Origin of the sequence: Acetobacter cerevisiae (assembly GCF_001580535.1) — a bacterium.
Classification (GTDB): Bacteria; Pseudomonadota; Alphaproteobacteria; order Acetobacterales; family Acetobacteraceae; genus Acetobacter; species Acetobacter cerevisiae.
This window is the reverse complement of sequence record NZ_LHZA01000124.1, coordinates 13,851-27,190: the sequence shown is the minus strand read 5'-3', so window position 1 is coordinate 27,190 and position 13,340 is coordinate 13,851. Positions and strand designations below refer to the sequence as shown.

Annotated in this window: 11 protein-coding genes and 1 pseudogene; 4 read left to right on the top strand and 8 right to left on the bottom strand. The window is 59.8% G+C overall.

The window, feature by feature from the left end:
* Positions 1 to 270: pseudogene (locus tag AD928_RS04245) on the bottom strand (hypothetical protein); the annotation flags it as partial.
* 96 nt (positions 271 to 366) lie between these two features.
* The gene (epmA, locus tag AD928_RS04240) at positions 367 to 1,404 is read right to left on the bottom strand and encodes an EF-P lysine aminoacylase EpmA (protein ID WP_062248527.1); all 1,038 of its coding nucleotides are present in this window, start codon (positions 1,402 to 1,404) and stop codon (positions 367 to 369) included.
* Between the two features lie 20 nt (positions 1,405 to 1,424).
* On the opposite strand from epmA, the gene AD928_RS04235 reads away from it, so the two are divergent.
* Entirely contained in the window at positions 1,425 to 2,474 is a 1,050-nt protein-coding gene (locus tag AD928_RS04235; protein WP_062248525.1) for a lysine-2,3-aminomutase-like protein, read from the top strand.
* Positions 2,475 to 2,490: 16 nt separating this feature from the next.
* Here AD928_RS04235 and AD928_RS04230 read toward each other — a convergent pair whose 3' ends face one another.
* From AD928_RS04230 to AD928_RS04215, 4 genes are all read right to left on the bottom strand, one after another.
* Positions 2,491 to 3,945, bottom strand: coding sequence for an MFS transporter (locus AD928_RS04230; protein ID WP_082779731.1), 1,455 nt, complete (start codon positions 3,943 to 3,945; stop codon positions 2,491 to 2,493).
* Positions 3,946 to 4,010: 65 nt separating this feature from the next.
* A complete protein-coding gene (gene ggt, locus AD928_RS04225; RefSeq protein WP_062248522.1) occupies positions 4,011 to 5,822 on the bottom strand; it encodes a gamma-glutamyltransferase in 1,812 nt (603 codons plus the stop codon).
* Positions 5,823 to 5,827: 5 nt separating this feature from the next.
* Positions 5,828 to 6,628 (bottom strand): type I methionyl aminopeptidase, encoded by an 801-nt coding sequence (gene map, locus AD928_RS04220; RefSeq protein WP_061502163.1) that lies wholly within the window; start codon positions 6,626 to 6,628, stop codon positions 5,828 to 5,830.
* 113 nt (positions 6,629 to 6,741) lie between these two features.
* Entirely contained in the window at positions 6,742 to 7,821 is a 1,080-nt protein-coding gene (locus AD928_RS04215) for a D-alanyl-D-alanine carboxypeptidase family protein (protein ID WP_082779735.1), read from the bottom strand.
* 377 nt (positions 7,822 to 8,198) lie between these two features.
* Between AD928_RS04215 and clpS the strand changes: the two genes are divergently transcribed.
* Both clpS and clpA read left to right on the top strand, forming a co-directional pair.
* A complete protein-coding gene (clpS, locus tag AD928_RS04210) occupies positions 8,199 to 8,579 on the top strand; it encodes an ATP-dependent Clp protease adapter ClpS (RefSeq protein ID WP_043551295.1) in 381 nt (126 codons plus the stop codon).
* A gap of 152 nt (positions 8,580 to 8,731) precedes the next feature.
* Positions 8,732 to 11,077, top strand: a complete 2,346-nt coding sequence (clpA, locus tag AD928_RS04205) for an ATP-dependent Clp protease ATP-binding subunit ClpA (protein ID WP_062248518.1) — start codon at positions 8,732 to 8,734, stop codon at positions 11,075 to 11,077.
* Positions 11,078 to 11,164: 87 nt separating this feature from the next.
* On the opposite strand, the gene AD928_RS04200 is transcribed toward clpA, so the two are convergent.
* On the bottom strand, positions 11,165 to 11,662 hold the full coding sequence (locus AD928_RS04200; RefSeq protein WP_082779734.1) for a DUF3465 domain-containing protein: 498 nt from the start codon (positions 11,660 to 11,662) through the stop codon (positions 11,165 to 11,167).
* Positions 11,663 to 11,680: 18 nt separating this feature from the next.
* Entirely contained in the window at positions 11,681 to 12,577 is an 897-nt protein-coding gene (locus tag AD928_RS04195; protein ID WP_062248514.1) for a polyphosphate kinase 2 family protein, read from the bottom strand.
* A 154-nt stretch (positions 12,578 to 12,731) separates the two neighbouring features.
* Here AD928_RS04195 and AD928_RS04190 point away from each other — a divergent pair, with 154 nt between their 5' ends.
* The gene (locus AD928_RS04190; protein WP_062248535.1) at positions 12,732 to 13,337 is read left to right on the top strand and encodes a YqgE/AlgH family protein; all 606 of its coding nucleotides are present in this window, start codon (positions 12,732 to 12,734) and stop codon (positions 13,335 to 13,337) included.
* Positions 13,338 to 13,340: the final 3 nt, after the last annotated feature.

Here is a 13,340-nt window from a genome sequence, read left to right as displayed (position 1 = left end):
GCCATAGCCGCCACCCCAGCCACCGCCCCAGCCGCCATATCCCCAGCCGCTCATGGGCATCATGGAATAGTCAGTCTGCTGGTTGATGTAGGAGAGGAACGTATGGTTGCCGGAAACAAACTCGCGGGTGGGAACCCCGTAGGTCCGCACCACATCAACAGCCTGTTTGCCAATCATGGAATCCAGTTGGCGGCGTTCTTTGGCAGTGGGAACCTGGCAGGCAGCCAGAGAGAGCATGCTCACCAGAAGAAGAAGTTTTCTATGCGTCATGACGAGGATCCAGACAGGGTGAAACATGCCACCCCGGCACCATGTGCGCAGAGTACCGGGGGCGGGGTAACAAACACAGACGCTAAATCTTGCAGACTAACGGCTCAGCCACAAGACATCCTGTATGCGCCGCGCCCCACAGCTTAACATGACGAGCCTGTCAAACCCCAGCGCAATCCCGGAGCAGGGGGGCATATGGGGCAGGGCATCCAGCAGGCTTTCATCCATCGGCCAGTCGGGCCGGGTTGGGTAGAGCGCTTTGCGGGCTGTACGGTCAGCCTGAAAGCGGCGGCGCTGTTCTTCGGCGTCTGTCAGTTCCTCAAACGCATTGGCCAGTTCTACTCCAGCGGCATACAGCTCAAACCGCAGAGCGACGCGCGGGTCTGTAGGGTCACGCCGGGCAAGGGCGGCCTGACTGGCGGGCCAGTGCGTCAAAAAGGTAGGTCGCGTGCGGCCTATGGCGGGTTCCACCCGTTCCAGCAGCAGCCGGAAAAACAGATCTTCCCAGTTTTCCCCGGCGCGGAGGGTGCAGTCTGCGGCTTGTGCCAGTGCTGCGGCGTCGCCTTCTGTGGGCAGCAGATCTACTCCGGCATGATGGCGGAAGGCTTCTTCCATGGTCAGCCGCTCAAAAGGGAACTGGATGTCCAGCGTCTGGTCCAGACCGGGGCCGATATGCTCCAGCCGGGGAGGCAGTACCGCCCGAATCAGCGCTTCGGCCTCATCCATCAGCCCGTCCAGCCCGATACCGGGGTGATACCATTCCAGCATGGTAAATTCCGGGGCGTGCAGGGCACTTTGTTCGCCATTGCGCCAGACTCGCGCAAACTGAAACACAGGCAGGCCCGTGGCGGCGACAATCCGCTTCATCGCAAATTCCGGGCTTGTGTGCAGGAACAGATTTTCCTGCTCCCCCTGTGGTGTTTCCCGCACGGTGTGGAAGGGGTGCAGGTGCACTTCTTCCCCCGGTGCGGGCACGGCATAGGGCGTTTCCACTTCAATATGACCGCGTGCTTCCAGAAAGGCGCGGATGCCACGCGTCATCAATCCGCGACGGCGCAGAAAGGGCAGGCGGTCCCGAATATGGTCCGGGTCAGCGTGTGCGGAATGGGTCTGTGGGATTGCAGGAGAGGACATGGTGAGAGTAGAGCCGTGACATGTCTCATCCGGTCAAGCCCCCTCCGTCCGCCCGCAGGCTTTTGCGCACCCCAGAGGATCTGATTGCCGCGGGTCTGGTCCCGCCTGAGCAGAAAGATGCGCTGGCTGCCGTGGCGCAGGACTATGCCACCGCCATTCCTCCTGCGTTTCTGGACCTGATTGAACAGCCGGATGACCCGATTGGCGTGCAGGTGATCCCCTCGCCAGAGGAACTGCTGATCACGCCGGAGGAACGCTCGGACCCGATTGGGGATGAGGCGCTTTCTCCCGTGCCGGGCATTGTGCATCGCTACGCGGACCGCGCCCTGCTCAAGCCTTTGCTGGTGTGTCCGCTTTATTGCCGCTTCTGTTTCCGGCGCGAGCATGTCGGGCCGGATGGCGGCGTGCTGGATGATGCCGCGCTGGAAAAGGCGCTGGACTGGCTGCGGTCCCATCCCGCTATTCGGGAAGTCATTCTGACGGGCGGCGACCCGTTAATGCTGTCTCCGCGTCGGCTGGGGCAGATTATTACAGCCCTTTCTGTCATGCCGCATGTCACCACCATTCGCCTGCATACACGGGTGCCGGTTGCTGCACCCGAGCGGGTGACGGATGCGCTGCTGGACGTGCTGGAAACCGATAAAGCGCTGTGGATGGCTGTCCACATCAACCATGCGCGGGAAATGTCAGAGGCCGCGCGGGCCTGCCTGAAGCGCCTTGTGCGCCGGGGTGTGCCGTTGCTGGGCCAGTCCGTGCTGCTTCGTGGCGTGAATGATAGCGAACAGGCTCTGGAAGATCTGTTCCGCAGCATGGTGGAAGTGCGGATGCGGCCTTATTACCTGCATCAGCTCGACCCGGCTCCCGGCACGGCACGTTTCCATGTGCCGGTGGCGGAAGGCCAGCGGCTGCTGGCAGGGCTCCGTGGGCGCGTTACGGGCCTCGCCTGGCCTACGTATGTGCTGGATATTCCCGGTGGCTACGGCAAGGTGCCGCTTGGGCCGGATTACGTGGATGGCGCGTTGCAGGTGCGGGACCCGGAAGGCCGACCGCATACGCTGCAACGGCTTTAGGGCGTCGGGCCGGGGATTAGCGGGACCGACGGCCCCCGGTCACCTCATGCCCCAGCTCTTTGGGCATACGGGCAAAGCCAAGCGTGCCGATCAGAACGATGACGGCAGTAATCAGAAACGCGATGTGAATTTCCGGCAGGCCCACCGTCGGGTGCCCGTAGAACGACTCCAGCAGGGTCAGGCAGAAAGCGGTGAAGGCCACGCCGGCTGTTGAGCCGGTCTGGCCCAGTATGGACATCATGCTGGTGGCCTTGCTGCGCTCAGCCGTGGAAATATCGGCAAAGGCGACAGTGGAGAGGCTGGTGAGCTGCATGGAGCGCGTCATGCCCGCAAAGGCCAGCGCCAGCATCAGCAGGATATCCGGCGTCTGGGGTGTGAGAAACACGAACAGGGCCAGCGAGAGCGAGACCAGAAACCCGTTAAAGAACAGGATATTCCGAAAGCCGCCCCAGCGGAGAATGGCGGAGGTAAACGGCTTGATGCCCAGATTGGCGCAGAAATAGGCCAGAAGCCAGGTGCCTGCCCGCGCAGGCGAAAAGCCAAAACCCAGCTGGAAGAACAGCGGCAGCAGGAACGGGGCAGAGGAGAACACGCCACGGAAGATCAGCCCCGGATAAAATGAGGCATAGCGCAGGCTGTCATGCTTCAGCACATCCAGCGAAAGGATGGGCGTGGGATGGCGGCGCAAATGCCGGATGGCCAGAACGCCCGTCACGCCGCCCACCAGAATGAGGGCGAGAGCCATCAGGCGGGCAGAACCGGTCTCGGCAGAGCGTTGCAGGCCAGCAAGCAGGCAGGTCAGGCTGCTGGCGCACAGCACAAGCCCGCGAATGTCCAGCGGAGGAGCTTCTTCCCGCGGGGCGGAGGGCACAACGCGCAGCACGGCAATTACCGCCAGCAGGCCCACAGGCAGATTCAGCCAGAAGTTCCAGCGCCAGCCGATGGTCTGGGTAATATAACCGCCCAGAACCGGGCCGATGATGGGCGCTGTCAGGGCCGGCCAGACGGTGACGGACTGCGCGCGCATCAGATCCTGCTTGGGCGTGTAGCGCAGCATGATGGCGGTGCCGATGGGCATCATGACGGCCCCGGCAAGACCTTGCCCGATGCGGGCGCAGACAAATTCCGTCAGCCCTTGCGCGATGCCACACAGAAAGGAAGAGAGCGTGAACAGCAGCATGGCCATCCACATGATGCGCTTTTCCCCAATTTTGGTCGCCAGCCATGCGGCCAGAGGGGCTATGGCGGCTGAGGCCAGCATATAGGCCGTTACCCCAAGCGACAGATCCAGCGTCTTAACCCCGAAGGAGCGCGCCATCTGCGGCAGGGAGGTATTGATAATGGCCCCGTCCAGATTCTGCATGAACGTCGCCATGGCCATGATGAGGGCGAGAAGGGGCGAGTACCGCTGAACGACGTCAGACGTGGAGGAAGGGGAAGATGGCGGGAGGGAAGAGGTTGTCCGGGGCATAGGCTCTGCGTAGCTGATTTTTCAGACAAACGCGCTATGAAAGGACGCCGTTCCCTCCCGCAGGGTTATTCGCCGACTGCGCCGCCGCCGGGGTGACGGCGGTCATATCCACCGTAATAGCGAGCAGTCCCCTTTTCCCCCAGACGCGGACCGCCGACCAGAATGCCTTCCGGCATGCCCCACGGCGCATGGGGTGAGAACTGGTAGCCTTCATGTTCCAGTGTTTTTTCAACGTCTGGAGAGACCGCTCCACTTTCCACTTCCACCGCTTCCGGCAGCCACTGCTGGTGCAGGCGTGGCAGATCAATGGCCTGCTGGATATCCAGCCCGTAATCCACCACGCCCATCACAACAGAGAGGACAATAGTAGGAATGCGGGAGCCGCCGGGGCTGCCGATGACCATTACCGGTTTGCCATTCCGCGAGAGGATGGTGGGAGACATGGAAGACAGCGGCGTCTTGCCCGGTGCAATGGCGTTGGCTGCGCTGCCAACAATGCCAAACATGTTGGCGGAACCGGGTTTGGCGGAGAAGTCATCCATTTCGTCGTTCATGAAGATGCCAGTGTTGCCGCCCATCACCTTCGCGCCAAACCAGCCGTTCAGCGTGTAGGTGGTGGAAATGGCAAACCCGTTCTTATCAATCACGGAGAACTGGGTAGTTTCGTGCTTTTCTGGCGTGCTGTCACCCGCTTGCAGCGTGCTGGAGGGGACAGCAACGTCTGTCGGGATATGGGAGCGCACCTCAGCCGCGTAGGCCGGGTCCAGGAGGTGGTGTTCCGGGTTTTTCACAAAGGCCGGGTCGCCAAGGTCACGCCGGTCGGAATAGGCGTGGCGCATGGCTTCAATTTCATAGTGCAGCGCGGGGGCGGTATGCAGGCCCAGCGCGTGCATGTCATAGCCGGAGAGAATATCCAGAATTTCGCACAGCGCGATGCCGCCACCGCTGGGAGGCGGTGCGGTTTCAACCTGAAAACCACGATACTGGCAGCGCAGTGGGGTCAGTTCACGCGGCGCATAATGGGCAAAATCTGAGGCCTGAAGCAGGCCGCCATTCTTTTTGGATTCCGCCACAATGGCCTGCATGATCGGGCCTTTGTAGAAGGCATCCGGCCCATGCTGTTCCACCTGCTCTAAAGAGCGGGCAAGGTCCTTCTGCACCAGACGGTCCCCAACCTGCAGGGGCGTGCCATCGGGGCGCAGGAAGATGGAGCGGGCAAACGGATCCGCCCGGAAGGCGTCGGTTGAGGTGTTCAGAAGGGCAACATCGCCTTCTTCCAGCACAAAACCATCTCGAGCCAGCGCAATGGCCGGGGCCATGACGGCTTTGCGGGAGAGGTGTCCCCATCTCTGATGTACACTATCCAGCCCCGCCACGGTGCCGGGCACGGCAACCGCTTTCCAGCCGGTGACGGACAGATCCGGGATCACATTGCCTTTGGCGTCCAGATACATATCGGCGCGGGCGGCTGCGGGGGCTTTTTCCCGGAAGTCGATAAACACAGCCTGTTTGCCCGGTTCCCGCAGCAGCATGAAGCCACCACCGCCGATGTTGCCCGCTGCCGGATAGACAACAGCCAGAGCGTAGCCCATGGCGACAGCGGCATCCGCCGCGTTCCCACCCTGCGCCAGAATGCGCGCCCCAACCTGAGAGGCGAGCTTCTGGGCGGAGACCGCCATGCCATGCTGCCCCGGTGTGGGGGCAAGTGGCGGCAGGCCTTCCGGCTGACTGGTGCCGTAGGCCAGCGGGTCTGGTGCATCGGTGACCTGTGGAGCCGCTGCGAAAGATACAGTAGGCAGACTGCCTGCACCGCAGGCCAGCAGAACCAGTGCGGCAGAACGCAGGGCAGACAGGGTGCGGTCAGGCAGAACAGGCATGAGGCTCAGCTTTCAGTCGGGTAGGGCGGGCAGGTGTAGCCAGCGGGGGAGAGGGTGAAGATCTCGTAGCCGGTCTCCGTCACGCCCAGCATGTGCTCAAACTGAGCAGACAAAGACCGGTCCCGCGTGACAGCCGTCCAGCCATCATCCAGAATTTTCACATCAGCTTTGCCGATATTGAGCATCGGCTCAATGGTAAAGACCATGCCGGCTTTCAACTTCATGCCTTCGCCCGGTCTGCCGTAATGCAGCACCGTGGGTTCTGCGTGGAATGTGCGGCCAATGCCGTGCCCGCAGAAATCTTCCACAATGGAATACCGGTTTTTTTCAGCCAGCGTCTGAATGGCGTGGCCGATATCGCCCAGCGTTGCACCAGGACGCACCACTTCAATGCCGCGCATCAGGCAGTCATAGGTGGTTTTGATCAGCTTGGAGGCCTTCAGCGGCACCTTGCCGACGGTGTACATCCGGCTGTTATCACCGTACCAGCCATCAACAATGGAGGTGACGTCAATATTGACGATGTCGCCTTCCTGCAGGGCTTTGTCACCCGGAATGCCGTGGCAGACTACATGATTGATGGAAATGCAGCAGGATTTGGGAAAGCCGCGATAGTTCAGCGGGGCAGGAATAGCGCCGTGATCCAGCGTGTATTCATGAATAATGCGGTCAAGTTCCCCGGTGGTGACGCCCGGTTTGACGTAAGGGGTGATCATGTCCAGCGTGGCGGCCGCAAGGCGGCCCGCGGCGCGCAGGCCCACAAAATCCTGTTCGTTATGCAGAACAATACCGTTTCTGCCCGCCATACTGAGACTCCCTTATTTATACAGCTCTCGTTTTAAAGAGAGGTGCAAAATGGAGTCAGGGCGCGGTAAAGGCAACCCGCTTCCGGGAAGGAAGCGGGTTATTAAAGAAAAAATCAGGTATGATTACGTGAGGTATGGCCAGCATGCGCCCGATGTGTTGTGGCGGTGGCAGGGCGTACCTTCGCCCCGATCAGGCGGATATGGTGCCCGTTGGCAACCGGCGTGGCCAGCACATAACGGCGGCCATGACGCACGGTGGTGTGGCGGGCTGCCGAGGCTTCCGCCACTTCCATGGGTGCATGGCGTGAGGAGGCTGCGGCCAGCATGATCACACGGCCACCGCGTGTGCGGTGGGAGGGAACAGTGTTGCGGGCCAGAACCAGCGGACGGGCAACCGGTGCCACACCCTCGGCATCAAACCCACGGTCAAGCTGATCCGCCATGGCCAGCGTGCGCTGCGTGTTGGAAGAGGCACCCATTACCACGCCCACCAGCCGCACATCATTGCGGAGGGCGGAGGTCACGAGGTTACGACCTGCTTCCTGCGTGTATCCGGTCTTCATGCCGTCTGCGCCGACATAGGCTTTCAGCATCGGGTTGTGGTTGGGGATCATCCGCCCGTGGAAGCGGAAGGCCGCGACAGAGAAGTAATGATAATCTTCCGGGAAGTCCGTCACGATATGGCGGGCCAGAACAGCCAGATCACGCGCGGTGGTCAGCTGGTCCGGGTCCGGCAGGCCGGAGGCGTTGCGGAAGGTGGTGTTGCTCATCCCCAGTGCGCGGGCCTGCTGCGTCATCATCGCGGCAAACTGCGGCTCACTGCCGCCACCCAGAAATTCACCCAGAGCGCAGGCGGCATCATTGGCGGATTTGGTTACCAGAGCCAGCATGGCCTGCTCGACCGTCAGGTGAGAGCCGGGAACCAGACCGAGCTTTGAGGGTTCCATGGTAGAGGCATGAATGGAGACAGGGACTGTCTGATCCAGCGTGATCGTGCCGGCGCGCAGGGCTGAGAACGCCATATACAGCGTCATCAGTTTTGTCAGGCTGGCAGGATAGCGGCGCAGGTCCGGGTCTTCCTGAGAAAGGACAGCGCCCGTTCTGGCGTCCATGACAATGGAACTGATCTGCCCGGCATACTGTGCGTGAGCGGCGCGCTGCGTCACAAAGCTGCCCAGCGCGACACCTGCCATCAGACCAGCCCATTTGCGCAGGCTGGAGCGGCGTTTACGTGGGGTTCCAGCCTGTTTGCGGCGGCCTGTTCCGTCTCCTGCTGCGTGAATATCTGGCACTGCGCGATCCTACCTGGGTTTTCTTCAGGATATTTAAGTGTGGTAATTCAGATAGTAAGACCGCGTCTATAAGAAATCTGGGGATCCCGGTCTCTGGCGCGGTGATGTTCTGAGCAAAATGTCAGCCGCGCATGTGGCACAAATAAGGCATTTTCCCCAGTATTGTCTTGATTTTGGAACGTTTCTCAGGCCCTAAGCCTCTTCCATCCCTCAGGTGAATACCAATATGATGCCTCATGATTTTTTCTGTCAGAAACCGGACCCGGAGTTCTAGCCCGATGGTATCGCGTCATTTTTCAGTCCTGCATGCGGGCAACGGGCCGTCACGCCGTGATGCCGGAGGGGCCGATTCGGGTGATGATCAGAACGACGTTGGCGTGGTGGTGCGGGCGCGTCCCAAAACGCGCAAACCCGCTATGTATAAGGTTCTGATGCTCAATGATGATTACACGCCAATGGAATTTGTCGTGCATGTGCTTGAGCGGTTCTTTCAGAAGACTCGGGATGAAGCCACAACCATCATGCTCAGCGTGCACAAACGCGGCGTGGGTGTGTGCGGCGTCTTTACCTATGAGGTGGCCGAAACCAAGGTCACGCAGGTAATGGATCTGGCTCGCCAGAACCAGCATCCGCTGCAATGCACGCTTGAAAAGGACTGAGTGCGGAGCAACAGAAAAACCACTCGCTCCATTTTTTGTGCAGTTGTGACTCGCAATTCCTCGCAAAGCAGCCAAATATGATGTGAAGGTTCCGGACAGGGTGGCGGTTAAGTCATGCTATTCCGGGTATCTGGGGAAAGGAGCGTCTCGTCATGTTGTCACGCAATCTTGAGCAGACGCTACATCGGGCACTTATTCTGGCCGGCGAGCGGCATCATGAATATGCCACGCTGGAGCACCTGCTGCTTGCCCTGGTTGATGATGCGGACGCCGTTACGGTGTTCCGGGCGTGTGGTGTTGATCTTGAACGCCTGCGCACCGATCTGACAGGTTTTCTTGATAAAGATCTGGCCGGGCTGGCCTCAGACCGCCCGACCGAACCCAAACCCACAGCTGCGTTCCAGCGCGTGATCCAGCGGGCGGCTATTCACGTGCAGTCCACCGGGCGGGATGAAGTGACCGGGGCTAACGTGCTCGTCGCTCTGTTTGCCGAGCGTGAAAGCCATGCTGTCTATTTCCTGCAGTTGCAGGACATGACGCGGCTGGATGCTGTCAATTTCCTCTCTCATGGCATTGCGAAGGCACCGGACCGTTCAACGCGTCGCCCTGTAACAGGCACTGGCAGCAATTCTGGCCCTGAAAAGGGTGAGGATTCTGAGCGCGGAGAAGCACGTACCCAGAAAAATCAGGATGCGCTGTCCACTTATTGCGTCAACCTCAACGCCAAGGCGGAAGCCGGTAAGGTTGATCCGCTGATCGGGCGCGACGAGGAAGTTGAACGCACGATCCAGATCCTGTGCCGCCGCACCAAGAACAATCCGCTTTATGTGGGTGATCCGGGTGTTGGTAAAACCGCCATTGCGGAAGGACTCGCGCGCCGCATTGTGGAAGGCAACGTGCCGGAAGTGCTGCTGAAGGCAACCATCTATTCACTGGATATGGGGGCGCTGCTGGCTGGCACCCGCTATCGTGGGGATTTTGAAGAACGCCTGAAAGCCGTTGTGACGGAGCTTGATCAGGACCCGCACGGCATCCTGTTTATTGATGAAATCCACACGGTCATTGGCGCCGGCGCGACGTCTGGCGGGGCGATGGATGCGTCCAACCTGCTCAAACCTGCACTGGCTGCGGGTACGCTGCGCTGCATTGGCTCCACGACCTATAAAGAGTTCCGTCAGCACTTTGAAAAGGACCGCGCACTGGTGCGCCGGTTCCAGAAGATTGATGTGCCGGAACCAAGTGTGGATGATGCCGTCAAAATTCTGCGCGGCCTGAAGAGCAGCTACGAAAAACACCATAAGGTGCGTTACACGGATGATGCCATTCGTGGGGCTGTGGAACTGTCGGCCAAATATATTCATGACCGCAAGCTGCCGGATAAGGCAATTGACGTGATTGATGAGGTCGGTGCGTCTCGCATGCTTCAGCCGGAAGGGCGGCGGCGGAAAACCGTCAACCTGAAGGACGTGGAAGACATCATTGCCCGCATTGCGCGTATTCCGCCCAAGAGCATCTCGGCGGATGACAAGGAAGTGCTGCGCTCTCTGGAGCGCGACCTTAAGGGGATGGTGTTCGGGCAGGATCAGGCCATTGATACGCTCTCTGCGGCGATTAAGCTTTCCCGTGCAGGGCTGCGTGACCCTGAAAAGCCGATTGGTAACTATCTCTTCTCCGGCCCTACGGGTGTGGGGAAAACCGAGGTGGCGCGTCAGTTGTCCACCACGCTGGGGATTGAGCTGATCCGCTTTGACATGTCCGAATATATGGAGCGGCACTCCATCTCGCGTCTGCTGGGTGCGCCTCCGGGTTATGTCGGGTTTGATCAGGGTGGCCTGCTGACCGACGCCATTGACCAGCATCCGCATGCGGTCCTGCTGCTTGATGAAATCGAGAAAGCGCACCCGGACCTCTATAACGTGCTGTTGCAGGTGATGGATCACGGGCGGCTGACGGATCATAACGGCAAGACGGTCGACTTCCGGAATGTCATCCTGATTATGACGACCAATGCCGGGGCTTCTGACCTCAGCAAGGAAGCAATCGGCTTTGGTCGGGATGCGCGGGAAGGGGAAGATGAGGAGGCGATCAAACGTCTGTTCACCCCGGAATTCCGCAACCGTCTGGATGCCATTATCCCGTTTGCCAACCTCACGCCGGAAACGGTGGGCTGCGTGGTCGAGAAGTTTGTGCTTCAGCTGGAAGCTCAGCTTGCAGACCGTAACGTGACCATCGAACTTTCTTCCGCAGCCAAGGAGTGGCTGGCAGAGCGTGGGTATGACCGGCTTTACGGTGCGCGTCCGCTGGCGCGTGTCATTCAGGAGTTCATCAAGAAGCCGCTGGCTGAAGAACTGCTGTTTGGCAAGCTGACCAAAGGTGGTGCTGTGAAGATTGGCCTGAAGAACGACGCGCTCGTGTTTGATATCCTGCCGACCAAAACGTCGGGCAGTGCCAAAGAAGATGAGCGCGGCAATGAGCGGGAAGAAGAAGCCGCCGACTAATCTGGCGTCTGAGTAGGACAAAAGGAAACGGCCCGTCTGAGTGTTCAGGCGGGCCGTTTTTTACGCAGATTAACCGGTGTTCCGTCTTTATTCGTACCGCGTGCCGTTAACAGTCACGTAGCCCGGGACATGCCAGGATCGGCCGGTGCCGTGGTGCGTCCAGTCCACGCCCTGCCGGCGGATGGAATCGTAATAGTAGCGGCCAACGACTTCCACCTGATCCCCTTTATTCACCCACGGCCAGGCCGGGGCCTGCATTTCATCCAGCCCGGAGACAATGCGGATAGAGACCGTGGGCGTGACGGCAAGGTAGAAATAGCCATGCCAGCCGCTGCGGGTATGCTGTGCTTTGGGGCTCAGGGCCAGCACCTTGCCGCAGATATGCACAGGAACGTCTGCTTTGGCCCCACCATTTTCAAAAGCGAGCTGTTTGGACAGAAAATCCTGATTGTCGCAGGTGGGGGACACGGTCTGGGCGACCTCAGCCCTTTCGGCATGCCGGCTGCGGGCCTCTGCCGGAGAGGTCAGGCTTGTCAGGCCTGCAAGGAGGAGCGCCGCTGCAGGAAGCAGGCGGGAATATGCCATCATAAACAACAGGACCTTTTACTTTTTCTCAGCCATCAGGCGCGCGCGATAGTCGTCCAGAGATTTGGAGACTTCCGGATCAGGCTTCGGGGCTGTCTGGTTCAACCCCTTCAGGGCGCGGATAATTGCCCCAATCACCACAAGCCGGGCATACCATTTATGGTTGGAGGGCACCACAATCCACGGCGCATGCGGGCGCGCGGTCTCGGCAATGGCGTCCTGATAGGCCTTGGTATAGTCGTCCCAGTATTCCCGCTCATGCATGTCGGAGGGGGAGAATTTCCAGCGTTTTTCCGGCACTTCCAGCCGTTCCAGAAGGCGTTTGCGCTGTTCTTCTCTGGAAATATGCAGGAAGAATTTCAGCACAATCGTCCCCTGCCGGTTCAGATAGTGTTCCAGATGCCGGATGTCGCTGTAACGGCCTTTCCAGAATTCCGGCGTGTTGATGGGGCCGGGGAGATGCTCGTGGTCCAGAATTTCCGGGTGCACCCGGGTGACCAGCACATCTTCATACTGGCTGCGGTTGAAAATTGCGATGCGGCCAACCTGCGGTGCTGCGGCGTGAATGCGCCACAAAAACCCATGCTGGAGTTCTGCCGGGCCGGGCTGCTTGAAAGAGGTGACGGTGACGCCCTGCGGGTTCACGCCGGACATGACATGCTTGATGGTGCCGTCTTTCCCGGCAGCATCCATACCCTGCAGGATGATCAGCATGGAACTGGTCTGGTTGGCATAAAGCAGGTCCTGTAAGTCCTGCAGTTGCGCTTTTACGTCCTTTAGCAGCTTGGCGCCGTCTTCCTTGGTCAGTCCGAGATTACCATCATCGTCCGGGTTAAATTTGCTGAGATCGAATTTGTCTCCATCGGTGACGTGGTAGCTGTCCAGAGCGCGCAGGAATTTGGCGAGTTTATTCATAAATAGGCTTCTTCATTCTCTTTCCTGCCCACCAGCAGGTGTGAGGGCAGGGGGTGATAAGACGGGCCACAAAGGCCAAATGTCAGGGCCTGAAATCAGGCAGACCCACGCTGAAAAGGTTGCTAAAAAAACACGGGCACCACATATGCACCGTATGGCTTTTCCGCATGTTTCCCTTCTTGAACGCTCAGTCCGCCCCGGCGGGACGTTAACCGGCCTGCTTCTGGTGGCAACGCCAGCCCTCAGCGTAACTCCTTTTGACAGAAGTGTCATATATCTTTGCGCGCATGCCTCGGGTGAGGGCGCAATGGGGCTTGTCATTAATCGTCGCCTGCCCAAACCGGGCTTTGAAGACCTGCTTGAACAGTTAGAAATTCCCCCGGCACCCCCATTGCGCCGGCTTGGCCTGTGTGCCGGTGGGCCGCTGGAGGAGACGCGTGGCTTCGTCCTGCATTCTTCCGACTGGAAAGGCGAGGGCAGTATGCCGGTCACGGGCGCAGCCACGCTCACGGCCAGTCTGGATGTGCTGAGGGAGATTGCCGAGGGCGGTGGCCCGCGGGATGCCTTGCTGGCCATGGGGCATGCAAGCTGGGAGGCCGGGCAGCTGGAAGAGGAAATTTTCCAGCATGATGCGTGGCTGCTGGCGCCGGCCAGCCGGGAGATTGTATTTGGGCATGACCATGCCGCCAAATGGCGACAGGCTCTGGCCTCCATCAATATCGACCCCATTCGGCTGACCGGACGCGCCGGTCACGCCTGAGGC